The following is a 16,988-nucleotide window of genomic DNA, read 5'->3' as shown; positions in this document are numbered from 1 at the left end:
TCAACGCACTTCGTACTCCGACTGGAGCTTGCGGTCGCATTCCCTCGCTTGCGCTGCGGGCTAGTGTTGGGCGTAGCTCGCTTGGAACATTTAGTCGGCCAACAACCGCTTACGAAAGTTCCGCGGCGTCGTTCCAAAGCTTTTCCGAAACGCGATCCCAAAGCGGGTCGCGTTGGAAAAGCCGCACGCCATCGCGACTTCGGTGATCGACATTTCGCGATTGCCGAGCAGTTCCCGACCTCGTTCCAGTTGGACGCGGCGGATTTCTTCCGCTGGGGAGCGTCCCAAGTACGAGCGGAACTGCATTTCTAAACTGCGTCGCGAGATCGGCACCTCGCGCAGCACGTCGGCGACGCTGATGCCGCGCTGCGTATGCTTTTGGATGAACCGCAACGCGCGGACGATCATCGGGTCGTCGATCGCCAACACGTCGGTCGACTGTCGGCTGACGACGCCATGCGGCGCGATTGTCATCGGCGTGGTCGACGGCGGTTGCCCTTCCATCATCCGGTGAATCATCGCGGCCGCTTCGTAGCCGATCCGCTCGCACGCCAGCGAAATGGAAGAAAGAGGGGGCGTCGAAACTTCGCAAAGCAGTTCGTCCGAGTCCCCGGCCAAAATTGCAATTTCGTCCGGCACGCGAATTGACGAAAAGTGGCAGACCTCGGCCAACTGGCGCGCGTGGTAGGCGTCGACCGCCAATACGGCGATCGGCCGCGGCAACGACGTCAGCCAACGATTGACGCGCCGCTGCTGCTCGCTCCATTTGATTTTGCGTCCGGCGCGATAGCCGGGACGATAGGTCTGGCACTCGAAACCGCGCTGCGTCACCGCATTTTCAAATTCTTCCCAGCGGCGATTCGAGTAGCGCTGACTGGGGGGCGCGAAAAAGGCGAAATTGGAAAAGCCGCGGGCCAGCAAATGTTCGATCGCCAGCTCCGCTCGCGCCGCCTCGTTCGTTATCACGCGGCCAACGCGGGGAAGGTCGCCGTAGACGTCGTCGACGTTCACCGCCGGCAATTTTTTTTCGACGATCTGGTCGGCCTGCAGTCGCGTCGAAATGCGGGCAATGATCCCATGCCCTTTCCAACCGTCGGGAAGCGACGAGCGCTGTTCATGGTCGCGGGGATCGATGAGCAAATGCCAAAGCGTATGCTTATCGGCGTAGCTGGCGATCCCGCGAATGACGCGACGTCCCCAACTCGTCTCGGTCTCGACCAGGACGGCTACCTGCCGGATCTGCAGTTTTTCGCCGCGTCGTTGCGAATCAGATTCCATCAAAACGACGTTCCAATGGGTGTGAAGGACGAGACAAGTCGAGCTACCGGTAACGCGCGAATCTCCGCCACGCCTGCTTGGCGGATGCGCAAACGCGATCTAGAATTCTCTCTATATCACATACTTCGGCAAGACGGCAAGTTAAGCGCAAAATCGTCTTTCTGCAAAGAGCGACGGGATTCGCGGTTCTTTATCTACTAGGATTATTGCTGAAGTGTTCGATTGACCGGCAGGAAGGCGTCGACCGTCGTGGCAACGAAAAAACGACATTTTGCGATTGGCTTGATGAGCGGCACCTCGGCCGATGGGGTCGACGCGGCGCTGGTCAGTACCGATGGCGACAGTGATATCGATTTTCTGGGCGGATTGACCCTCCCCTACAGCGAACAGCTTCGCTCCCGCGTTCTGGAAGCTTCGCAGCACAACGTCCGCCTGGACGAATTGCTGCGGGTCGAACGCGAGCTGACGATCCATCACGTCAAAGCAGTCAAAGCGCTGATCGCGCAATTAGGGGAAACCGCCAAAGAGGCCAAGGTGATCGGCTTTCATGGCCACACCGTTCGCCACATCCCCGGCGAAGGGCTGACGATGCAGCTCGGCAACCCTTGGCTCTTGGCCGAGCAAACCGGCATCCAGGTCGTTTCCGACTTTCGCCGCCATGACATGGCTCGCGGCGGCCAAGGAGCGCCCCTCGTTTCTCTTTTCCACCGAGCGCTATTCGCCAACGAAAACGAACCGGTCGTCGTCCTAAATCTTGGCGGCGTCGCGAACGTTACTTGGCTCGGCACCAACGGCGAAATCATCGCCGGCGATTCCGGCCCCGGCTGCGGTTTGCTCGACGAGTGGGTCCAGGAGATGGCCGATCTCAGTCATGACGTCGACGGCCGATTGGCGCTGAAAGGAAAAGTTCACGATAGCATCGTTCGCGAAGCGCTCTCCGTCGACTTCTTCCGCAAACCGCTGCCGAAGTCGGCCGACCGTTTTGACTTTGACCATGTCGACGTCTCGGGGCTGAGCGTCGAGGATGGCGCGGCGACGTTGTGCGCCGTAACCGTTCAGGCGATCTCCGGCGCCGTGGCTCGCATGGCGAAAGAGCCGGCCGTCCTGTGGGTGACCGGCGGCGGCGTCCATCACCCGGTCATCATGAAGATGCTGACCGATCGCTTCAAAGAGGTCCGCTCGATCAGCGAGCGAGGATTGTCGCCTGATACGCTGGAAGCGGAATGCTTCGCTTGGCTCGCCGTTCGCCACCAGTTGGGCTTGCCGCTGACGATTCCCGAAACGACCGGCTGTAGCGAACCAACCACCGGCGGCAGCATCACTCCATTGCACTAACGGCCGCGTCTTGGTTAGCGCAGAAACCGCAATTCGCCGGTAAACTCCCCGCGTGCCGCAAGTTCTAAACAAGCGAACGTCGGATCTTCCAGAATCCGAATTGCGACCACGATTCCCCAATCGCAGAGCCGCCGTTCAAACTTCTCGCGGAAGTAGATTGACGACTGAAAGAGGCTGCCGGAAAGAGTGAGCGGGAGCGGCGATTCATCAAGCTTTGCGTCATACGACTGCACGCGTTGGCGGAGGTTTTCGACAAGCGTCGCTAGAGAATCGATCGCCTGATCGACGATCATTCCAGCGACCGGCTCTCCGCTGGCAGCCGCTTCGATGACGCACTTCGCCAGGCTCGCGATGAGTCCGCGCTGATCGGCATTTGCGGCCAACAGCGCGCGAATCTCTTCGGCGGTCTGCACCCGAAGTTGATCGCAAACAATTTCGGTCAGCGAATCGATCCCGGCGCCCAGTTCGAGCGATCCTGCCGCGTTTCGCAAGGCATGTTTGCCGATCTCAAAGCCGCTCCCTTCATCTCCAAGCAACGGTCCCCATCCGCCAAGGATGGCGATCTGCCCAGCGGCGTCGCGGCCAATACCGACCGAACCGGTTCCGGCGATGATCCCAATCGCAATCGTGCTTCCCGTCTCCGATCCCAACAGCGGCACGAGATCCGGCACCACGTCGCAGCGATTCGCAATCTGGGCCGCCGCCAACCGAGCGGCAAGTTCGCGGCGAAACGTGAGATCGAGCGTTCCGGCGATCGCAAACAATCCGCGCTGACACGGGGAATCAGCAAACCCCGCATCCTCTTTGGCCCGCTGGACGCTTTCCAGAATTGCGGCGACAGCGTTATCGATTCCGGCAGTTCTTGGATTACTGCCGGTGGAAGCGCCCCGGCCAAGAATATGGATCTGCCCGCTCGGTCCAGCGGCGCCGACATAGCAAGAAGTCTTCGTCCCACCCCCATCGACGCCGAGAAAGAGGTCGCGTTGGCCTGCCGCTGATTCGCTTTCGCTCATTGGGACTTCGCCTTAATCAGGCGAGGCCTCCCCGCCTGCGGTGCGTAGCGCTTGTTTCAAATGTCCGTCGGCGTCCTTCAGCAGCTTGCGGGCTTCTTCCGGCTTTTTGCCGGAATGGTAGACCAGGATCGCGGTCTTCACTTCGCCCCCGCAGCTTTTGAGCAGTTCGTCCGCTTCGGCGTCTCCCAAATCGGTCGCCGCTTCCACGATCCGAATGGCGCGAGCGTTCAACTTGGTGTTGGTCGCACGCAAATCGACCATCAAATTGCCGAACGTTTTCCCTAGCCGAATCATGGCGCCGGTGCTGAGCATATTCAAGACCATCTTGGTCGCAGTCCCCGCTTTCATCCGCGTCGACCCGCTCAAGATTTCCGGTCCCACCACCGGCGTGATCGCTACGTTGCAGCGCGACGCCAGTTCATTATTGTCGTTGCAAGCCAGCCCGATCGCAAACGCCCCAATTTGCTGTGCGTAGTCTAGTCCCCCGACTACGTACGGCGTTCTTCCGCTGGTGGCGATGCCGACGACGACATCCTTCGCCGAGAGATTAATGCTTTGCAAATCCTGCACGGCGAGTTCGGGATGATCTTCGGCGCCTTCGACCGAGGTCGTCAGCGCGATCGGGCCGCCGGCGATCAAGCCGACGACTTGCTTCGGATCGGAGTTGAATGTCGGCGGACATTCGGAAGCGTCGAGCACGCCCAAGCGGCCGGAAGTGCCAGCGCCGAAATAAATCAAGCGTCCCGACTTCGCCAAACGATCGGCAATCACGTCAATCGCTTCGGCAATCGGTTTGGCTTGTTTTCCTACCGCCTCGGCGACGCCGGCGTCCTGACTGTTGATGACCTGCACGATTTCATATGTCGTGAAATCATCAAGCGACTCCGAAGCCGGATTAATAGCTTCCGTGGTGAGATGCTTTAGCATGCGAGTTTGCGTTTTCAACCGAAGCGGGGGAACTTTCAACACTTCAAAGTTTAACCACCCCCGACGCAAAATGAAGATTCATTGCGCAAAGCGCAGCAATAATTGCGCTTTTGCGTCTAGCGATTCGGCTATCTCCAGATAGACTAAACTGGAGGAAAAGCGGGCCCATCTGCGCCCACTTGCGCGTTCGTAACTTTTGACCTCGCAAGCTGTTTCCATCGCAGTCCGCGATCGAAGCTTGCGTCTATCGTCACGGCTTCCATGATCTTCATCGCATCACTAGCGATTTCTCCTGTCGATATCAGCATCATCGGATGCTACATCGTCGCGACGACGTTGTTTGGCGTTTGGCTCGGACGGGGTCAAAGTTCGACGACCGAGTTTTTTCTCGGTTCCCGCGATTTGCCCTCGTGGGCGCTCCTCCTCTCGATCGTCGCGACCGAAACGAGCACCGTCACGTTTTTAAGCGTGCCCGGCAAAGCGTTCGTCTCGGGCGGAAACTTTTCATTTCTCCAACTCGCCATCGGCTACATCATTGGCCGAATCGCGGTGTTGACGTTTCTCTTGCCCCTTTACTTTCGTCATGAGAACTCAACGGCTTATGCCGTTTTGCAGCGCAACTTTGGCGTTTCTACCCGCAAGTTGGCGTCGATCTTCTTTCTCGGAGCGCGGACGCTCGGAGACGGGCTACGGCTCTTTCTTACCGCACTCGCCCTGCAACAGGTCGTCGACATTCCGTTTGAAGTGAGCGTGTTGATCTTGGCGGTCGCGACCGCAGTGTACGCGCTCTGCGGCGGCGTTCGCTCGGTGATCTGGAACGACTGTCTGCAATTCGCGGTCTATATGACCGGCGCGCTGATCGTGATCGGCCTGATTTGGGCCCGACTTCCCGGCGGCTTTGGGCAGTATTGGCAATTCGCCTCGGAGACCGGCCGGCTACACATGTTCGACTTTCAATTCCTGCCGAGCGATGGCCACCTAACGCTCTGGGCGGGGATCTTTGGCGGCGGCGTCCTAAGCCTGGCGACCCATGGCGCCGATCAGCTGATCGTGCAGCGTTACTTGTGTGCGAAGAATCAACGGGCCGCCGGTTGGGCTCTGTTCTGGAGCGGGCCAATCGTCTTTTTGCAGTTCGCCCTGTTCCTGGCGATCGGCGTGGGACTCGCTTGCTACTTTACACAGTTTGATCCCAGCAAATTGGAACTTGCCGGAGATCAGGCGTTCGCTCGTTTTATCGTCGACGATTTGCCGATCGGCGTACGCGGAGTCATCCTGGCGGCGGTTTTCGCCGCGGCAATGTCGACCCTATCGAGTTCGGTCAATTCGTCCGCCAGTTCGCTTCTTGATGACCTGGGAGGAGACGCTTGGCGTCACCTGCCCGATGTCCGGCGTCTTCTCTTGGGTCGCAGTTTTACCTTGCTGTTCACCATGTTGCAGGCCGCCGTGGCGATCGGCGCTTATTCGTTCGCCTTCGGTAGCTCGGTCGTCGATCAAGCGCTGGCGATCGCCGGTTTTTCGGCGGGGCTGCTGCTGGGGCTCTTCTTCGTCGCCATCGTCGTCGGTCGCATTCCGAGTTGGCAGGCGAACGCCGCGCTTATCTGCGGCGCCGTGGTGATCATTACCATCAAATACTCGACCAGCGTCAGCGGCTATTGGTACGCACCGCTCGCCGCGAGCAGCACGTTTTGCGTCGCGACCCTCCTATCCAAACTTCTCCCCAGCGAAGCGGCCGTGCCGCAGGGAACTCCCGCCGAGGAACATTCATGATTCACCGCTCGTTGATCTGGACCGCGATTCTGTTGGCGATTCCCTGTGCTGCACAGGCACAGTTGCCGCACGCTACGCCGAGTGAAGTCGGCATGCGGGCCGACTTTGGCGCCGACATCGAACGTCAGGTGCAGATTGCACTGGAAGAGAAGAAGATGCCGGGCTGCGTCGTTCTGGTCGCTCGCCACGGGAAGATCGTCTTTAAAGAGTCGTTCGGCAATCGCCGCGTTCAACCGACGACCGAAGCGATGACGACCGACACGCTCTTCGACATGGCCTCGATCACCAAGCCGATCGTCACCGCGACCAGCATCATGCAGCTGGTCGAACGGGGCGACGTCCGATTGTGGGAGAAAGTGTCGACCTATCTCCCCGAGTTCCGTGACCACGGCAAAGAAGACATCACCGTCGAACAGTTGATGATCCATGTCAGCGGCCTTACGCCTGACAATGCGCTGAGCGACTACGACAACGGTTGGCCCGACGCTTACAAGCGGATCTGCGAATTGAAGTTGCTGTCGCCTCCGGGAGACAAGTTTCGTTATTCCGACGTTGGTTTTATCTTGCTCGGCGAGATCGTCGCTCGCGTGAGCGGCCAGACGCTGGACGAATACGCTCAGAAAAACATCTTTGAGCCGCTCGGCATGAAGCAGAGCGGTTACAACCCCGCGCCGCAACTGTGCGAGAACGCCGCTACCACCGAAGAAGTCGACGGCAAGTGGCTGAAGGGATCGGTGCATGATCCGCGCGCTCGCGCGATGGGAGGAGTCGCCGGTCACGCCGGCTTGTTCAGCACTGCGGACGACGTGGCGATCTACGCTCAGGCAATGCTTGACTCGCGCTTCGGCGGCGAGAAGGCGCTACTGCAGCCGCAAACCATCGCGCTGATGACCAGCCCGTATGACGCCGTCGGCAACATTCGTGGCCTGGGTTGGGACAAGAAGAGCGCGTACTCGCGCAATCGCGGCGACCTGATGACCCCGGCCGCCTATGGACATGGCGGCTTTACTGGTACCGCTCTCTGGATCGATCCAGGCTTGGATCTGGTCGTGCTGTTCCTCTCGAATCGCGTTCATCCGGACGGCAAAGGCTCGGTCAATGACTTGGCGGGGAAGATCGGTACGATCGCCAGCGCCGCTTGCTTGACGCCGTCGGCGCCATCCCCTGCCCCGCCGACCAAGCTCGGCATCGACGTGCTGGCCGACAGCAACTTTGCGGCGCTGAAAGGACGTAAGGTCGGCGTGATCGCCAATCACACGAGCCGCACCAAGTCGGGCGATTCGATCGTGGAGTTGTTGGCGAAAGCGCCGAACGTCGAACTTGTTGCGATCTTCAGTCCCGAACATGGCTTCCACGGCGCTCTCGATCAATCGGAAATCGGCGACACCGTCGATCCGGCCACGGGAGTGGCGGTGAAAAGCTTGTATGGCAAGACGCGGAAGCCGACGCCGGAGATGCTGAAAGGAGTCGATACGCTCGTCTTTGACATTCAGGACGTCGGTTGCCGGTTTTACACCTACATCTCGACGATGGGCCTGGCGATGGAAGCGGCGGCGGAGAACAAGATCTCGTTCGTTGTTCTTGATCGTCCCAATCCGATCGGCGGCGTGCTGATGGAAGGCCCGCTGCTCGACGAAGAAAAGCACTCGTTCGTCGCTTTCCACCAGATTCCAGTTCGTCACGGGCTGACGATCGGCGAAATGGCGCAGATGCTCAACGCGGAACGCAAGTTTGGAACCGATCTGACCGTTATCAAATTGGAAAACTGGCGCCGCGATGCGCTACTGTTCGACACCGGGCTGCCTTGGCGGAATACTTCGCCCAACATGCGTTCGCTGACCGAGGCGCTCCTCTATCCCGGCGTCGGGCTGTTGGAGACGACCAACATTTCGGTCGGTCGTGGAACCGATACGCCGTTTGAACTGATCGGCGCTCCATGGATCAAAGGTCCGGAATTGGCCGCCGAAATCGAAGCGTACAACCCGCCTGGCGTGCGAATCGTTCCAATCGAATTCCAGCCGACCAGCAGCAAGTACGAAGGGGAGATATGCGGCGGCGTCAACTTTGTGATCACCGACTGGGAGAAATTCCGTCCGGTCCATCTCGCCTGGGCGCTTGCGGCGGCGCTGCATAAGACCTATCCCGAAACTTGGGAGTCCAAAAAACTTCCCACGCTGCTTGGCAACGCAGGCGTTCTGAAGCAGATCGAAAACGGGGATTCGCCGGAGGTGATCATGCAGTCGTACTCCTCCTCGCTCGACGAATTCGCCCGACGCCGCACTCCCTATTTGCTCTACGAATAGGCTCGCCGCGCAAGCGGGGGAATGCGTTTGGCGTTTGTAATCCGATGACGACCGAGGGTGGTGCCTCTTTCGACACTCGTCATTTTGGCCGAACGCATCCCCACGTTTGTCCGGCGAACCGGCGTTCGATTCGCTCGGCGTGCTTATCTTACGGCCATCTGCCGCCCGTCGATGCAGTCTAACCTCTAGCAATCGGCCTTCTTTTGCCAATTGCCGGCGACCTTCTTCCCCTACGCCGCATGTCCATTTGCGCACATCGCAATACCATTTTTCGGACTCATGGCCGAAACGGTGGTGGTAATTTGAAGTCATCACTCCATCCTTCGATCCTCTTCTAAGGAATTGTCCATGACTCGGCGACGAGCCTTTACCCTTGTGGAACTCCTGGTCGTGATCGCGATCATCGGGGTTCTGATCGCCCTCCTATTGCCGGCGGTGCAACAAGCCCGCGAATCGGCCCGCCGGATGCAATGCATCAACAACCTGAAGCAAGTCGGCCTGGCGATCCACAACTATCACGACACCCACCGCGTATTACCGTCGGGCTATATCGACGTCGCCAACGACAGCGGCGGAGTCGACGGCTACGGCTGGAGTTGGTCCGTTCTCATCCTTCCCTTCGTAGAACAACGAGCGCTCCACGATCAACTTTCGCCGGGCCCGCAAACGGTCAGCCAGGCGCTTACCTCCAACTTGGCGCTGCTGCAACAACCGTTAACCGCCTATCGTTGCCCCAGCTCGGTCGACGAAACGCTCAACTCGCACTATCTCTTCAGCGGCGAAAAGCTGGCCACTTCCAACTACGCGGCCGTCGCCGGTTACGCCTACACCAACACGACGACGCTCGACCGCGGCGGCGCCTTCTTCCGCAACAGCTTCAAGACGTTGGCCGACGTTCATGACGGAACCAGCAATACGTTGATGGTCGGCGAAAAGACGCTCGCTCATCCCCGCACCAAGAACATCCTGGGAGGCGCCGTCTGGGCTGCCGCTAACCGGACCGATCGGATGGGAACGTCGGGACAGAATACCGACTCGGTTGGATCGTGCCTCGGCGCACTTCATTCGAGCCATGGCCTGAATGGCGATCCGCAAGCGGCCGGACTCGATCTCGCCTTCGCTCCGATGGTTTACGCCAGTCAACATCCTGGCGGCGTGCAGTTTGTTCTGTTCGACGGTTCGGCTCGCTTTTTGAGCGAAAACCTCGACCAGACCACGTTGCTCCCGAATCTCGCCCGCATCGACGATCGCAACCCGGTGGGAGAATTCTAATGATCGCTTCCGCGCTGAAACGCAAGGGCGGCTCCGTATTGCTCCTCGGCTGTTTACTGCTGGCGAGCGGCTGCGGCTCGGAGGACTTTCCGCTTGGGCACGTCACCGGACGGGTCACCTGCCAAACGCAACCGATTACCAACGCCACGATCCTGTTCACGCCGGTTGCGAAGAGCGGTTCGACGCTGGTCGGCAAGCCGGCGACCTCGAAGCTCGGCCCCGATGGCAGCTTCGAGCTGACCACCTATCAAACGCACGACGGCGCCGTGCTCGGTTCGCACCGCGTTACGGTAATGTTCGACGGCCAGGAGCTCGACTCCGTTCCGCTGATCGAAGAGTCGAATCCGGAATACGCCGTACGGCGCCCTTCTCCGTCATCCCGCAAATTGCCCTCTTGCGCACGCAACCCGAAGGTGATCGAGCTGGAAGTGACCGGCGCCGAAAACCACTTTGATATCGAATTGTCGAATTAATACTGTTCCCAAGATTCGCCCCATCCATGCCCTCGCAATCGCATTTTCATTTATCTTTCTTTAATACGAGTCAGTCGCATGAAAAGCAAAGGATTTACGCTCGTTGAGCTGTTGGTGGTCATCGCGATCATCGGCGTTCTCATCGCGCTGTTGCTTCCGGCAGTTCAACAAGCCCGCGAAGCCGCACGTCGCATGCAGTGCAGCAACAATCTGAAACAGATTGGACTGGGCATGCACAACTATCACGACACGTTCCAGAAGCTTCCCCCTGGCTGGATCTACTTCCAAGAAGGACGCGCCGCGAGCACGCTCGGCAAAGCTTCGTGGGGCTGGGGAACGCTCATCCTCCCCTTCATCGAACAAACCACGCTGCATGATCAGTTGAATCCCAACACGTCGTCGCTCGGCTCGGCCGACGTCAATCTGACCGGGACTTACCTGGAGGCCTACATCTGCCCCTCTGACAACCCCGCCAAACTGGTCACCAGCGGCAGTTTTGTATCGGGCGCGTCAAACTACAGCGGCGTACTCGGACGCTTTGATACGGCAGCGGCCGGAACCAGCTATTCGCCAACCGCGGCAGCTTCGTCCAATCCGCTGTATGGCCGCACCGACGCGGTAAACGGCACCTATCGTCCAGAAGGAATCTTGGGCCCGCGCAGCGTTCGCTTCGCCGAAATCACCGACGGCCTGAGCAACACCTTGATGGTGGGAGAAAAAAGCCAGAAGGTGATCAAGCAGCAAGGCGTCTGGGTCGGTACGCGACTCGACAAGTGCATGGCTTGCTCGGTGGCGAGCGTCTTCGGCATCGTCGGCGTCGTTGATTTTCCGATCAACGAAAACGGGGGCTCCAGCACCTGGCAGCGCGAACGGGTCTTCACCAGTCGTCACGCCGGCGGCGCCCAGTTCACCCTCGGCGACGGTTCGGTCCGCTTCGTCCCCGAAACGATCGACACCACCACCTACTTGCGACTCGGTCAGCGCAATGACGGAGAAGTGATCGGCGAATACTAATCGCCTCCGAAGTTCACGAACCGCTGACGACCGCCGCGAAGTGGTCGTCAGCCGAGCCAACCCTACTTACTTTGCAAAGGACGTCGATGTTCCAGAAACCTTGGAAGTGGCTGGCCATCCTAGCGCTCGCAAGCGCCGCAGGATGCGGTTCCAGCCGGAGCGATCTCCCTGACCTGGTCAACGTGACCGGCAAGATCACGGTCGACGGTAAACAAGTCCCGGGACTGCGGGTCGTGTTTGAGCCGGAATTTGGCCGCCGTTCGGTCGGTATGACCAACGAGTCAGGCGAGTTCTATCTCGAATATTTGACGCAAATTAAAGGGGCGGTTCCCGGCAAACATACCGTCAAAGTAACCTGGGAAGGAGAAGCGACCGACGCCGATCCGGGCGCCACGCCGACCGCCAGCGAGCCCGGCAGTTCAGTAGCCGGGATCCTGATTCCCAGCCGCTACAACATTCGCTCGGAACTTTCCGCGATCGTCAGCCAAGATAAAAACCAGTTTGAGTTCGCCCTCTCCACCAAACGCCACTAAACTGCCTGCACGACTTGCACGAAGTACGAACCTGTGAAATCCGCCATGTTTATTCGCCGTTCACCATTAGCGTTCTGCATCGCCTGGTCTGCGATTGCGTGGGGAAATCTCGCCGTCGCAGAGCCAGTCGCACCAAGTCGCATCGCAACCGGCTTTGAAGAGTTCGCTGCCGGCGAACTTCGCTCTACCGACGACACGTCGGGCAATTGGACTGCCGAGCCGAATCAGGCCGTCGTTCATACCGCGCACCACCGCAGCGGCAAGCAAAGCTTGCGTCTGCTGGGTGGCGAGAAACGGAGCGTCACCTGGACGCCGCCGAAGACGAGCGCCAAGGTTGATCGGCTGGAATTCTGGTTCGAACGTTGGACGCAGCGAGCACCGTTTGATTTTCTCGTAGAAGCGAGCGACGGGCAGAAGTGGACGACGCTCTATCACGACCGCGGAACCGCCAAGATCGGCTCGTTCCAGAATCGACTATCGCTGCCGCTTCCGAACGGACTTCCGCAGAAAATCCGCTTCACTAGCACGACGCCGGACGAGAGCGGCGTGATGATCGACGACTTGTCGGTCGAAATTGCGACGCCGCAGCGCATCGTCTCGGTCACCGCCAGACAACCGGTCGTGCCGGTACTGGTCAACAGCCAGCTGAATCCGGTGCTCGACATTTGCGTAACGGTCGAGGGAAGCCTTCAGCCGCTCCGCTTGTCTCAACTTGATCTGAAGCTTGCCGGCTCCCTGCCGCTCGACCAGATCGCCAGGCTCGACCTCTTCGCCACGGGAAACCTTGACGCTCCCAATTGGAGAAGCCTCCGACTCGATTCGAAAGAATTGCAGTCTTTCGGCAGCGTGTCGAAGTTGTCGTCTCAATTGCAGTTCGACGGGGATTACGAACTTTCGCCCGGCCCCAATCATTTCTTCGTTTCGATCGAGCTAAAAGAAACCGCCGACTCCGCGAAGACGATCGACGTTCAGGCGAGCTCGGCGAAGATCGCCGGTAAGTCGTACGCAATCGAAGCGGTGGCGACGCCACGAGCCCAGCGAATCGGCTACGCACTGCGTAAAGGAGGGGACGACGGGGTTCACACTTGTCGCATTCCAGGTCTCGCGACCTCGAAGCAAGGGACGCTGATCGCCGTCTACGACGTTCGTCATCGGTCCGGGGGGGATCTACCCGGCGACATCGACGTCGGCATGTCGCGCAGCACCGATGGCGGGCGCACCTGGGAACCGATGCAGATCATCTTCGATATGGGGAGCGATCCAAAGTGGCGCTATGACGGCGTCGGCGATCCGGCGGTGCTGGTCGATCCAGCGACCGGCGACATCTGGGTCGCCGCCCTGTGGAGTCACGGGGATCGCGCTTGGCATCGCTCCGGCCAAGGGCTTTCGCCGGAAGAAACGGGCCAGTTGATGCTCGTCCGCTCAAGCGACGATGGACGCACCTGGTCCGCGCCAATCAACATCACCGCACAGGTTAAACGCCCTGAATGGTCTCTCTTACTGCAAGGTCCCGGCAAGGGGATCGCGATGCAGGACGGCACGCTCGTCTTCGCCGCGCAGTATCAAGATCCGCCAGAGCAGCAGCGACTCCCTCACTCAACGATCATCTACTCCAAGGATCATGGCAAAACGTGGCACGCAGGCGCCGGCGCTTTTGACGACACGACCGAAGCGCAGGTCGTCGAAGTCGAGCCGGGCGTACTGATGCTCAACTGCCGCTACAACCGAGAGTCGACCCGCGTCGTGATGACGACGACCGACATGGGCAAGACGTGGAAGGAGCACCCCACTTCCCGTCGTTCGCTAATCGAACCGACGGCCTGCATGGCGAGCCTGATCAACGTCAATCGTGAACTGGTCCACGAACAGCCCGGCTGGCTCCTCTTCTCGAACCCCGACAGCCTAAGCGGCCGCCAGCGGATCATGATCAAGGGTTCGCCCGACGGCGGCAAGAGTTGGCCGCAAGAGAATCGACTGTTGCTGGACGAAGGAAGCGGCGCCGGTTACAGCTGTATGACGATGATCGATTCCGAAACGATCGGCATCATTTACGAAGGAAGCGGATCGCATCTTCAATTCCAGCGAGTCCCGCTGGTCGACGTGATCGGCGCTGAACAGCCGAAACCAACGGCCAAAAAACCGGTCGGACTGTCGCTGCCGCAAGTTTTCGGCGATCACATGGTGCTGCAAGCCGATCTTCCGCTGCCGATCTGGGGAACGGCTCCGGTCGGAGCAAGCGTTGACGTCCGTCTGGGCGACGAGCGTCAATCGACAGTCGCCAGTCGAACAGGACGTTGGCAGGTTACCTTTCCTGTTCGCGAAGCGAGCCGTACGCCGGTTGAACTGGAAGTCGAGAGCGAAGGCTCGCGCGTGACCATTAGCGACATTCTGATCGGCGAAGTTTGGTATTGTGCCGGTCAGTCGAACATGGCCTGGCCGCTCCGTTCAACTAACCATGGCGCGGAAGAAATCGCCGCCGCCAACCGTCCCTTGATTCGGTTGCTCAATCTGCAAGGAGGCGCCCCCGGCGTTCCACGAGTCAACAACGCCGAACATCTCTCGCACCTTCTGCCTGAAAACTATTGCGTCGGACAGTGGGAGACGGCGTCCCCTGAGTCAGCTTCTGAGTTTTCGGCCGTCGGCTGGTACTTTGGCCGGAAGCTCGAGGAAACGCTCAACGTGCCAATTGGTCTGATCAACGTTGGCCAAGGAGGCTCGCCGACCGAAGCCTGGATGCGTCGCGAGTTGCTGGAATCGACGCCCGAGCTGCAAGGACTGGTCGCCGGAGACTGGCTGCGCAATCCGCTCCTCGGCGACTTCTGTAAGATGCGCGGCGTCGAGAATCTACTTCCTAACATTCAAGCCGGCGCACAAGTTCCCAGCGACGATCTTGGTCCCAACCATCCGTTCAAGCCCGGGTTCCTTTGGGATGCCGCGGTCGCGCCGGTCATTCCTCTGGCCATTCGGGGCGTCCTCTGGTACCAGGGAGAATCGAACGCCGAAACGGCGGAGCGCGTCGTGCAGCACAATACGCTGTTGCCAGCGATGATCGCCGATTGGCGCAAGCAATGGGGGCGAGCCGACCTTCCATTTCTGCAAGTGCAACTACCTGCGATCGAGCGTCCCGAGTGGCCGGCGTTTCGTGATGGTCAGCGGCGAATGCTCGATCAACTGGAGAACGTCGGGATGGCGATCACCATCGATACCGGCGAACGCACCAACGTCCATCCGCACGCCAAACAGGTCGTTGGCGATCGGCTCGCCTATTGGGCGCTGGCGAACGTCTATCAACAGCCGCAAGCGGCCGACGACTGCGGTCCCCTCTTTTGCAACTGCGAGGCGAAAGGGAATCAATTCCGCCTCACGTTCGACCACGTCAACAGCGGCCTGGTGTCGAGCGACGGGAAGCCGCTACGACATTTTGAGCTCGCCGGCGCTGACGGCAATTTCCACTCCGCCATTGCGAAAATCATCGGTGCATCGGTCATTCTAACCAGCCCAGAAGTTCCGGCGCCGCAGATGGCGCGCTACGCCTGGTCGCCGTTTCCGCAGCCAAGCGTTAACTTTTTCAATGGCGCTGGATTGCCGGCATCTCCCTTCACCACAGCAGCGACAATCAACGAGCGCACCACCGCAAAGAAGCGGCCGAACATTTTGGTAATCATCTCGGAGGACAACGGCCAGGAACTTGGTTGCTATGGCGATCCATACGCGCAAACGCCGAATCTTAATCGATTGGCTGCACGCGGATGCCGGTTCGAGAACGCCTATGTGACCCACCCTATTTGCTCTTCGTCTCGAGCGAGCTACTTGACCGGGCTATTTCCCTTTCAGAATGGCCAGATCGGTCTGGCGACGCACCGCTACGCAATGTTTCGAGCGTGGGACAATATCCCCAGCGTGCTACGCCAGAATGGCTATCGTACTGGCATCATCGGCAAATTACACGTCAATCCAGAGTCGGCGTTCCCCTTCGATTACAAGGCTATCACCGGCAACGGCTTTGGCGATCGCCCTGTCGCCCAGTATGTCGAGGCGGCGGCGAAGTTCATCAACGACTCGGATCAGCCCTTCTTTCTGACAGTCAACTTTCCCGACGCTCATTTCCCCCTTTTGCGACAGCAGTACGGCTTGCCAAAGCAACCGCTTAGCGCCGACGACGTGAAAACGCTTCCCTTTATCGGCGTCGACAATACTCGTATCCGCGAGGGAGTCGCCAACTACTACAACTGCATCATGCGTCTTGACGCTGGAATCGGCATGTTGCTGGACGAACTCAACAAGTCGAGCAAGGCCGAAGATACAATGATCATCTATTTCGGCGATCATGGCGCTCAGTTTTCGCGTGGCAAAGCGACCTGCTACGAGGGAGGACTCCGAATTCCGCTGATCGTCCAATGGCCCGGGCATTTACCGTCTGGAGTAGTGCGAGACGAATTGATTTCGACCGTCGACATTCTCCCAACCATTTTGGACGCCGCTGGATTGCCGCCGAGCGAAACTCTTCCGGGGAAATCGTTGCTTCCATTGGCCCGCAATGAGAATATTGCGTGGCGCGACTTCTTGTTCGCGGAACGAACCGCCTATAGCGCCGACAGTTTCTTTCCGCAGCGGACGCTTCGCGATCGGCAGTTCAAGTTGATTTTGAATTTGACGCCCGACCGGACGAATCCTGTCGCTGATGCGTATGCGAATCACGCCAACAGTTTCTTCGTCTACGGAACAACCGAAGCGGAGATCGCTGCTGCCGAACCGCCTGTTCGTCAGGCCTACGAAACGTGGCGCTCGCCGCCGGAGGTCGAATTGTATGACCTTAAAGCCGATCCTTGGGAATTCACGAACTTAGCCAACGATCCGAAGTATGAACCGGTTCGGCAAAAGTTGCTGGCCCAATTGCAGACGTTCCGCCTGCAACATGACGATCCACTTCTTTCCCCTGCTGCGCTAAAGCGTCTCGCGGAAGAACATGACAGGGTCGTCCAGAAGCGCAAGAACGGCAAATACGCCGTCGGCGAGTCATGGGAATATCAAAACTATCTCCAACTTCCGCCCCGTTAGTCAGCCGCAGAATAT

At 59.2% G+C, this 16,988-nt stretch carries 11 protein-coding genes; 8 read left to right on the top strand and 3 right to left on the bottom strand.

What is annotated here, in order from left to right; translation table 11 throughout:
* Nucleotides 1-90: 90 nt before the first annotated feature.
* Nucleotides 91-1,278: an AraC family transcriptional regulator gene (locus tag LOC68_RS06690; RefSeq protein ID WP_230217011.1), complete on the bottom strand. Its 1,188-nt coding sequence runs from the start codon at nucleotides 1,276-1,278 to the stop codon at nucleotides 91-93.
* 249 nt (nucleotides 1,279-1,527) lie between these two features.
* Here LOC68_RS06690 and LOC68_RS06685 point away from each other — a divergent pair, with 249 nt between their 5' ends.
* On the top strand, nucleotides 1,528-2,613 hold the full coding sequence (locus LOC68_RS06685; protein ID WP_230217010.1) for an anhydro-N-acetylmuramic acid kinase: 1,086 nt from the start codon (nucleotides 1,528-1,530) through the stop codon (nucleotides 2,611-2,613).
* Between the two features lie 14 nt (nucleotides 2,614-2,627).
* Here LOC68_RS06685 and LOC68_RS06680 read toward each other — a convergent pair whose 3' ends face one another.
* Nucleotides 2,628-3,626, bottom strand: coding sequence for an N-acetylglucosamine kinase (locus LOC68_RS06680; RefSeq protein ID WP_230217009.1), 999 nt, complete (start codon nucleotides 3,624-3,626; stop codon nucleotides 2,628-2,630).
* A 12-nt stretch (nucleotides 3,627-3,638) separates the two neighbouring features.
* Nucleotides 3,639-4,553, bottom strand: coding sequence for an N-acetylmuramic acid 6-phosphate etherase (gene murQ / locus LOC68_RS06675; protein ID WP_230217008.1), 915 nt, complete (start codon nucleotides 4,551-4,553; stop codon nucleotides 3,639-3,641).
* Nucleotides 4,554-4,814: 261 nt separating this feature from the next.
* On the opposite strand from murQ, the gene LOC68_RS06670 reads away from it, so the two are divergent.
* From LOC68_RS06670 to LOC68_RS06640, 7 genes are all read left to right on the top strand, one after another.
* Nucleotides 4,815-6,320: a sodium:solute symporter family transporter gene (locus LOC68_RS06670; protein ID WP_230217007.1), complete on the top strand. Its 1,506-nt coding sequence runs from the start codon at nucleotides 4,815-4,817 to the stop codon at nucleotides 6,318-6,320.
* Nucleotides 6,317-8,623: an exo-beta-N-acetylmuramidase NamZ domain-containing protein gene (locus tag LOC68_RS06665; protein WP_230217006.1), complete on the top strand. Its 2,307-nt coding sequence runs from the start codon at nucleotides 6,317-6,319 to the stop codon at nucleotides 8,621-8,623. The genes LOC68_RS06670 and LOC68_RS06665 overlap by 4 nt, the downstream gene beginning before the upstream one ends.
* A gap of 348 nt (nucleotides 8,624-8,971) precedes the next feature.
* Entirely contained in the window at nucleotides 8,972-9,895 is a 924-nt protein-coding gene (locus LOC68_RS06660) for a DUF1559 domain-containing protein (protein ID WP_230217005.1), read from the top strand.
* Entirely contained in the window at nucleotides 9,895-10,368 is a 474-nt protein-coding gene (locus LOC68_RS06655; RefSeq protein WP_230217004.1) for a hypothetical protein, read from the top strand. The genes LOC68_RS06660 and LOC68_RS06655 overlap by 1 nt, the downstream gene beginning before the upstream one ends.
* Nucleotides 10,369-10,446: 78 nt before the next feature.
* Nucleotides 10,447-11,382: a DUF1559 domain-containing protein gene (locus LOC68_RS06650; protein ID WP_230217003.1), complete on the top strand. Its 936-nt coding sequence runs from the start codon at nucleotides 10,447-10,449 to the stop codon at nucleotides 11,380-11,382.
* Between the two features lie 86 nt (nucleotides 11,383-11,468).
* The gene (locus LOC68_RS06645; RefSeq protein WP_230217002.1) at nucleotides 11,469-11,915 is read left to right on the top strand and encodes a carboxypeptidase-like regulatory domain-containing protein; all 447 of its coding nucleotides are present in this window, start codon (nucleotides 11,469-11,471) and stop codon (nucleotides 11,913-11,915) included.
* A gap of 45 nt (nucleotides 11,916-11,960) precedes the next feature.
* Nucleotides 11,961-16,973: a sulfatase-like hydrolase/transferase gene (locus LOC68_RS06640; protein ID WP_230217001.1), complete on the top strand. Its 5,013-nt coding sequence runs from the start codon at nucleotides 11,961-11,963 to the stop codon at nucleotides 16,971-16,973.
* Nucleotides 16,974-16,988 lie beyond the last annotated feature (15 nt).

The sequence above is a fragment of the Blastopirellula sediminis genome (assembly GCF_020966755.1).
GTDB classification, from domain to species: domain Bacteria; phylum Planctomycetota; class Planctomycetia; order Pirellulales; family Pirellulaceae; genus Blastopirellula; species Blastopirellula sediminis.
The sequence above is the reverse complement of the archived record's forward strand: the minus strand, read 5'-3'. Positions and strand labels throughout refer to the sequence as shown.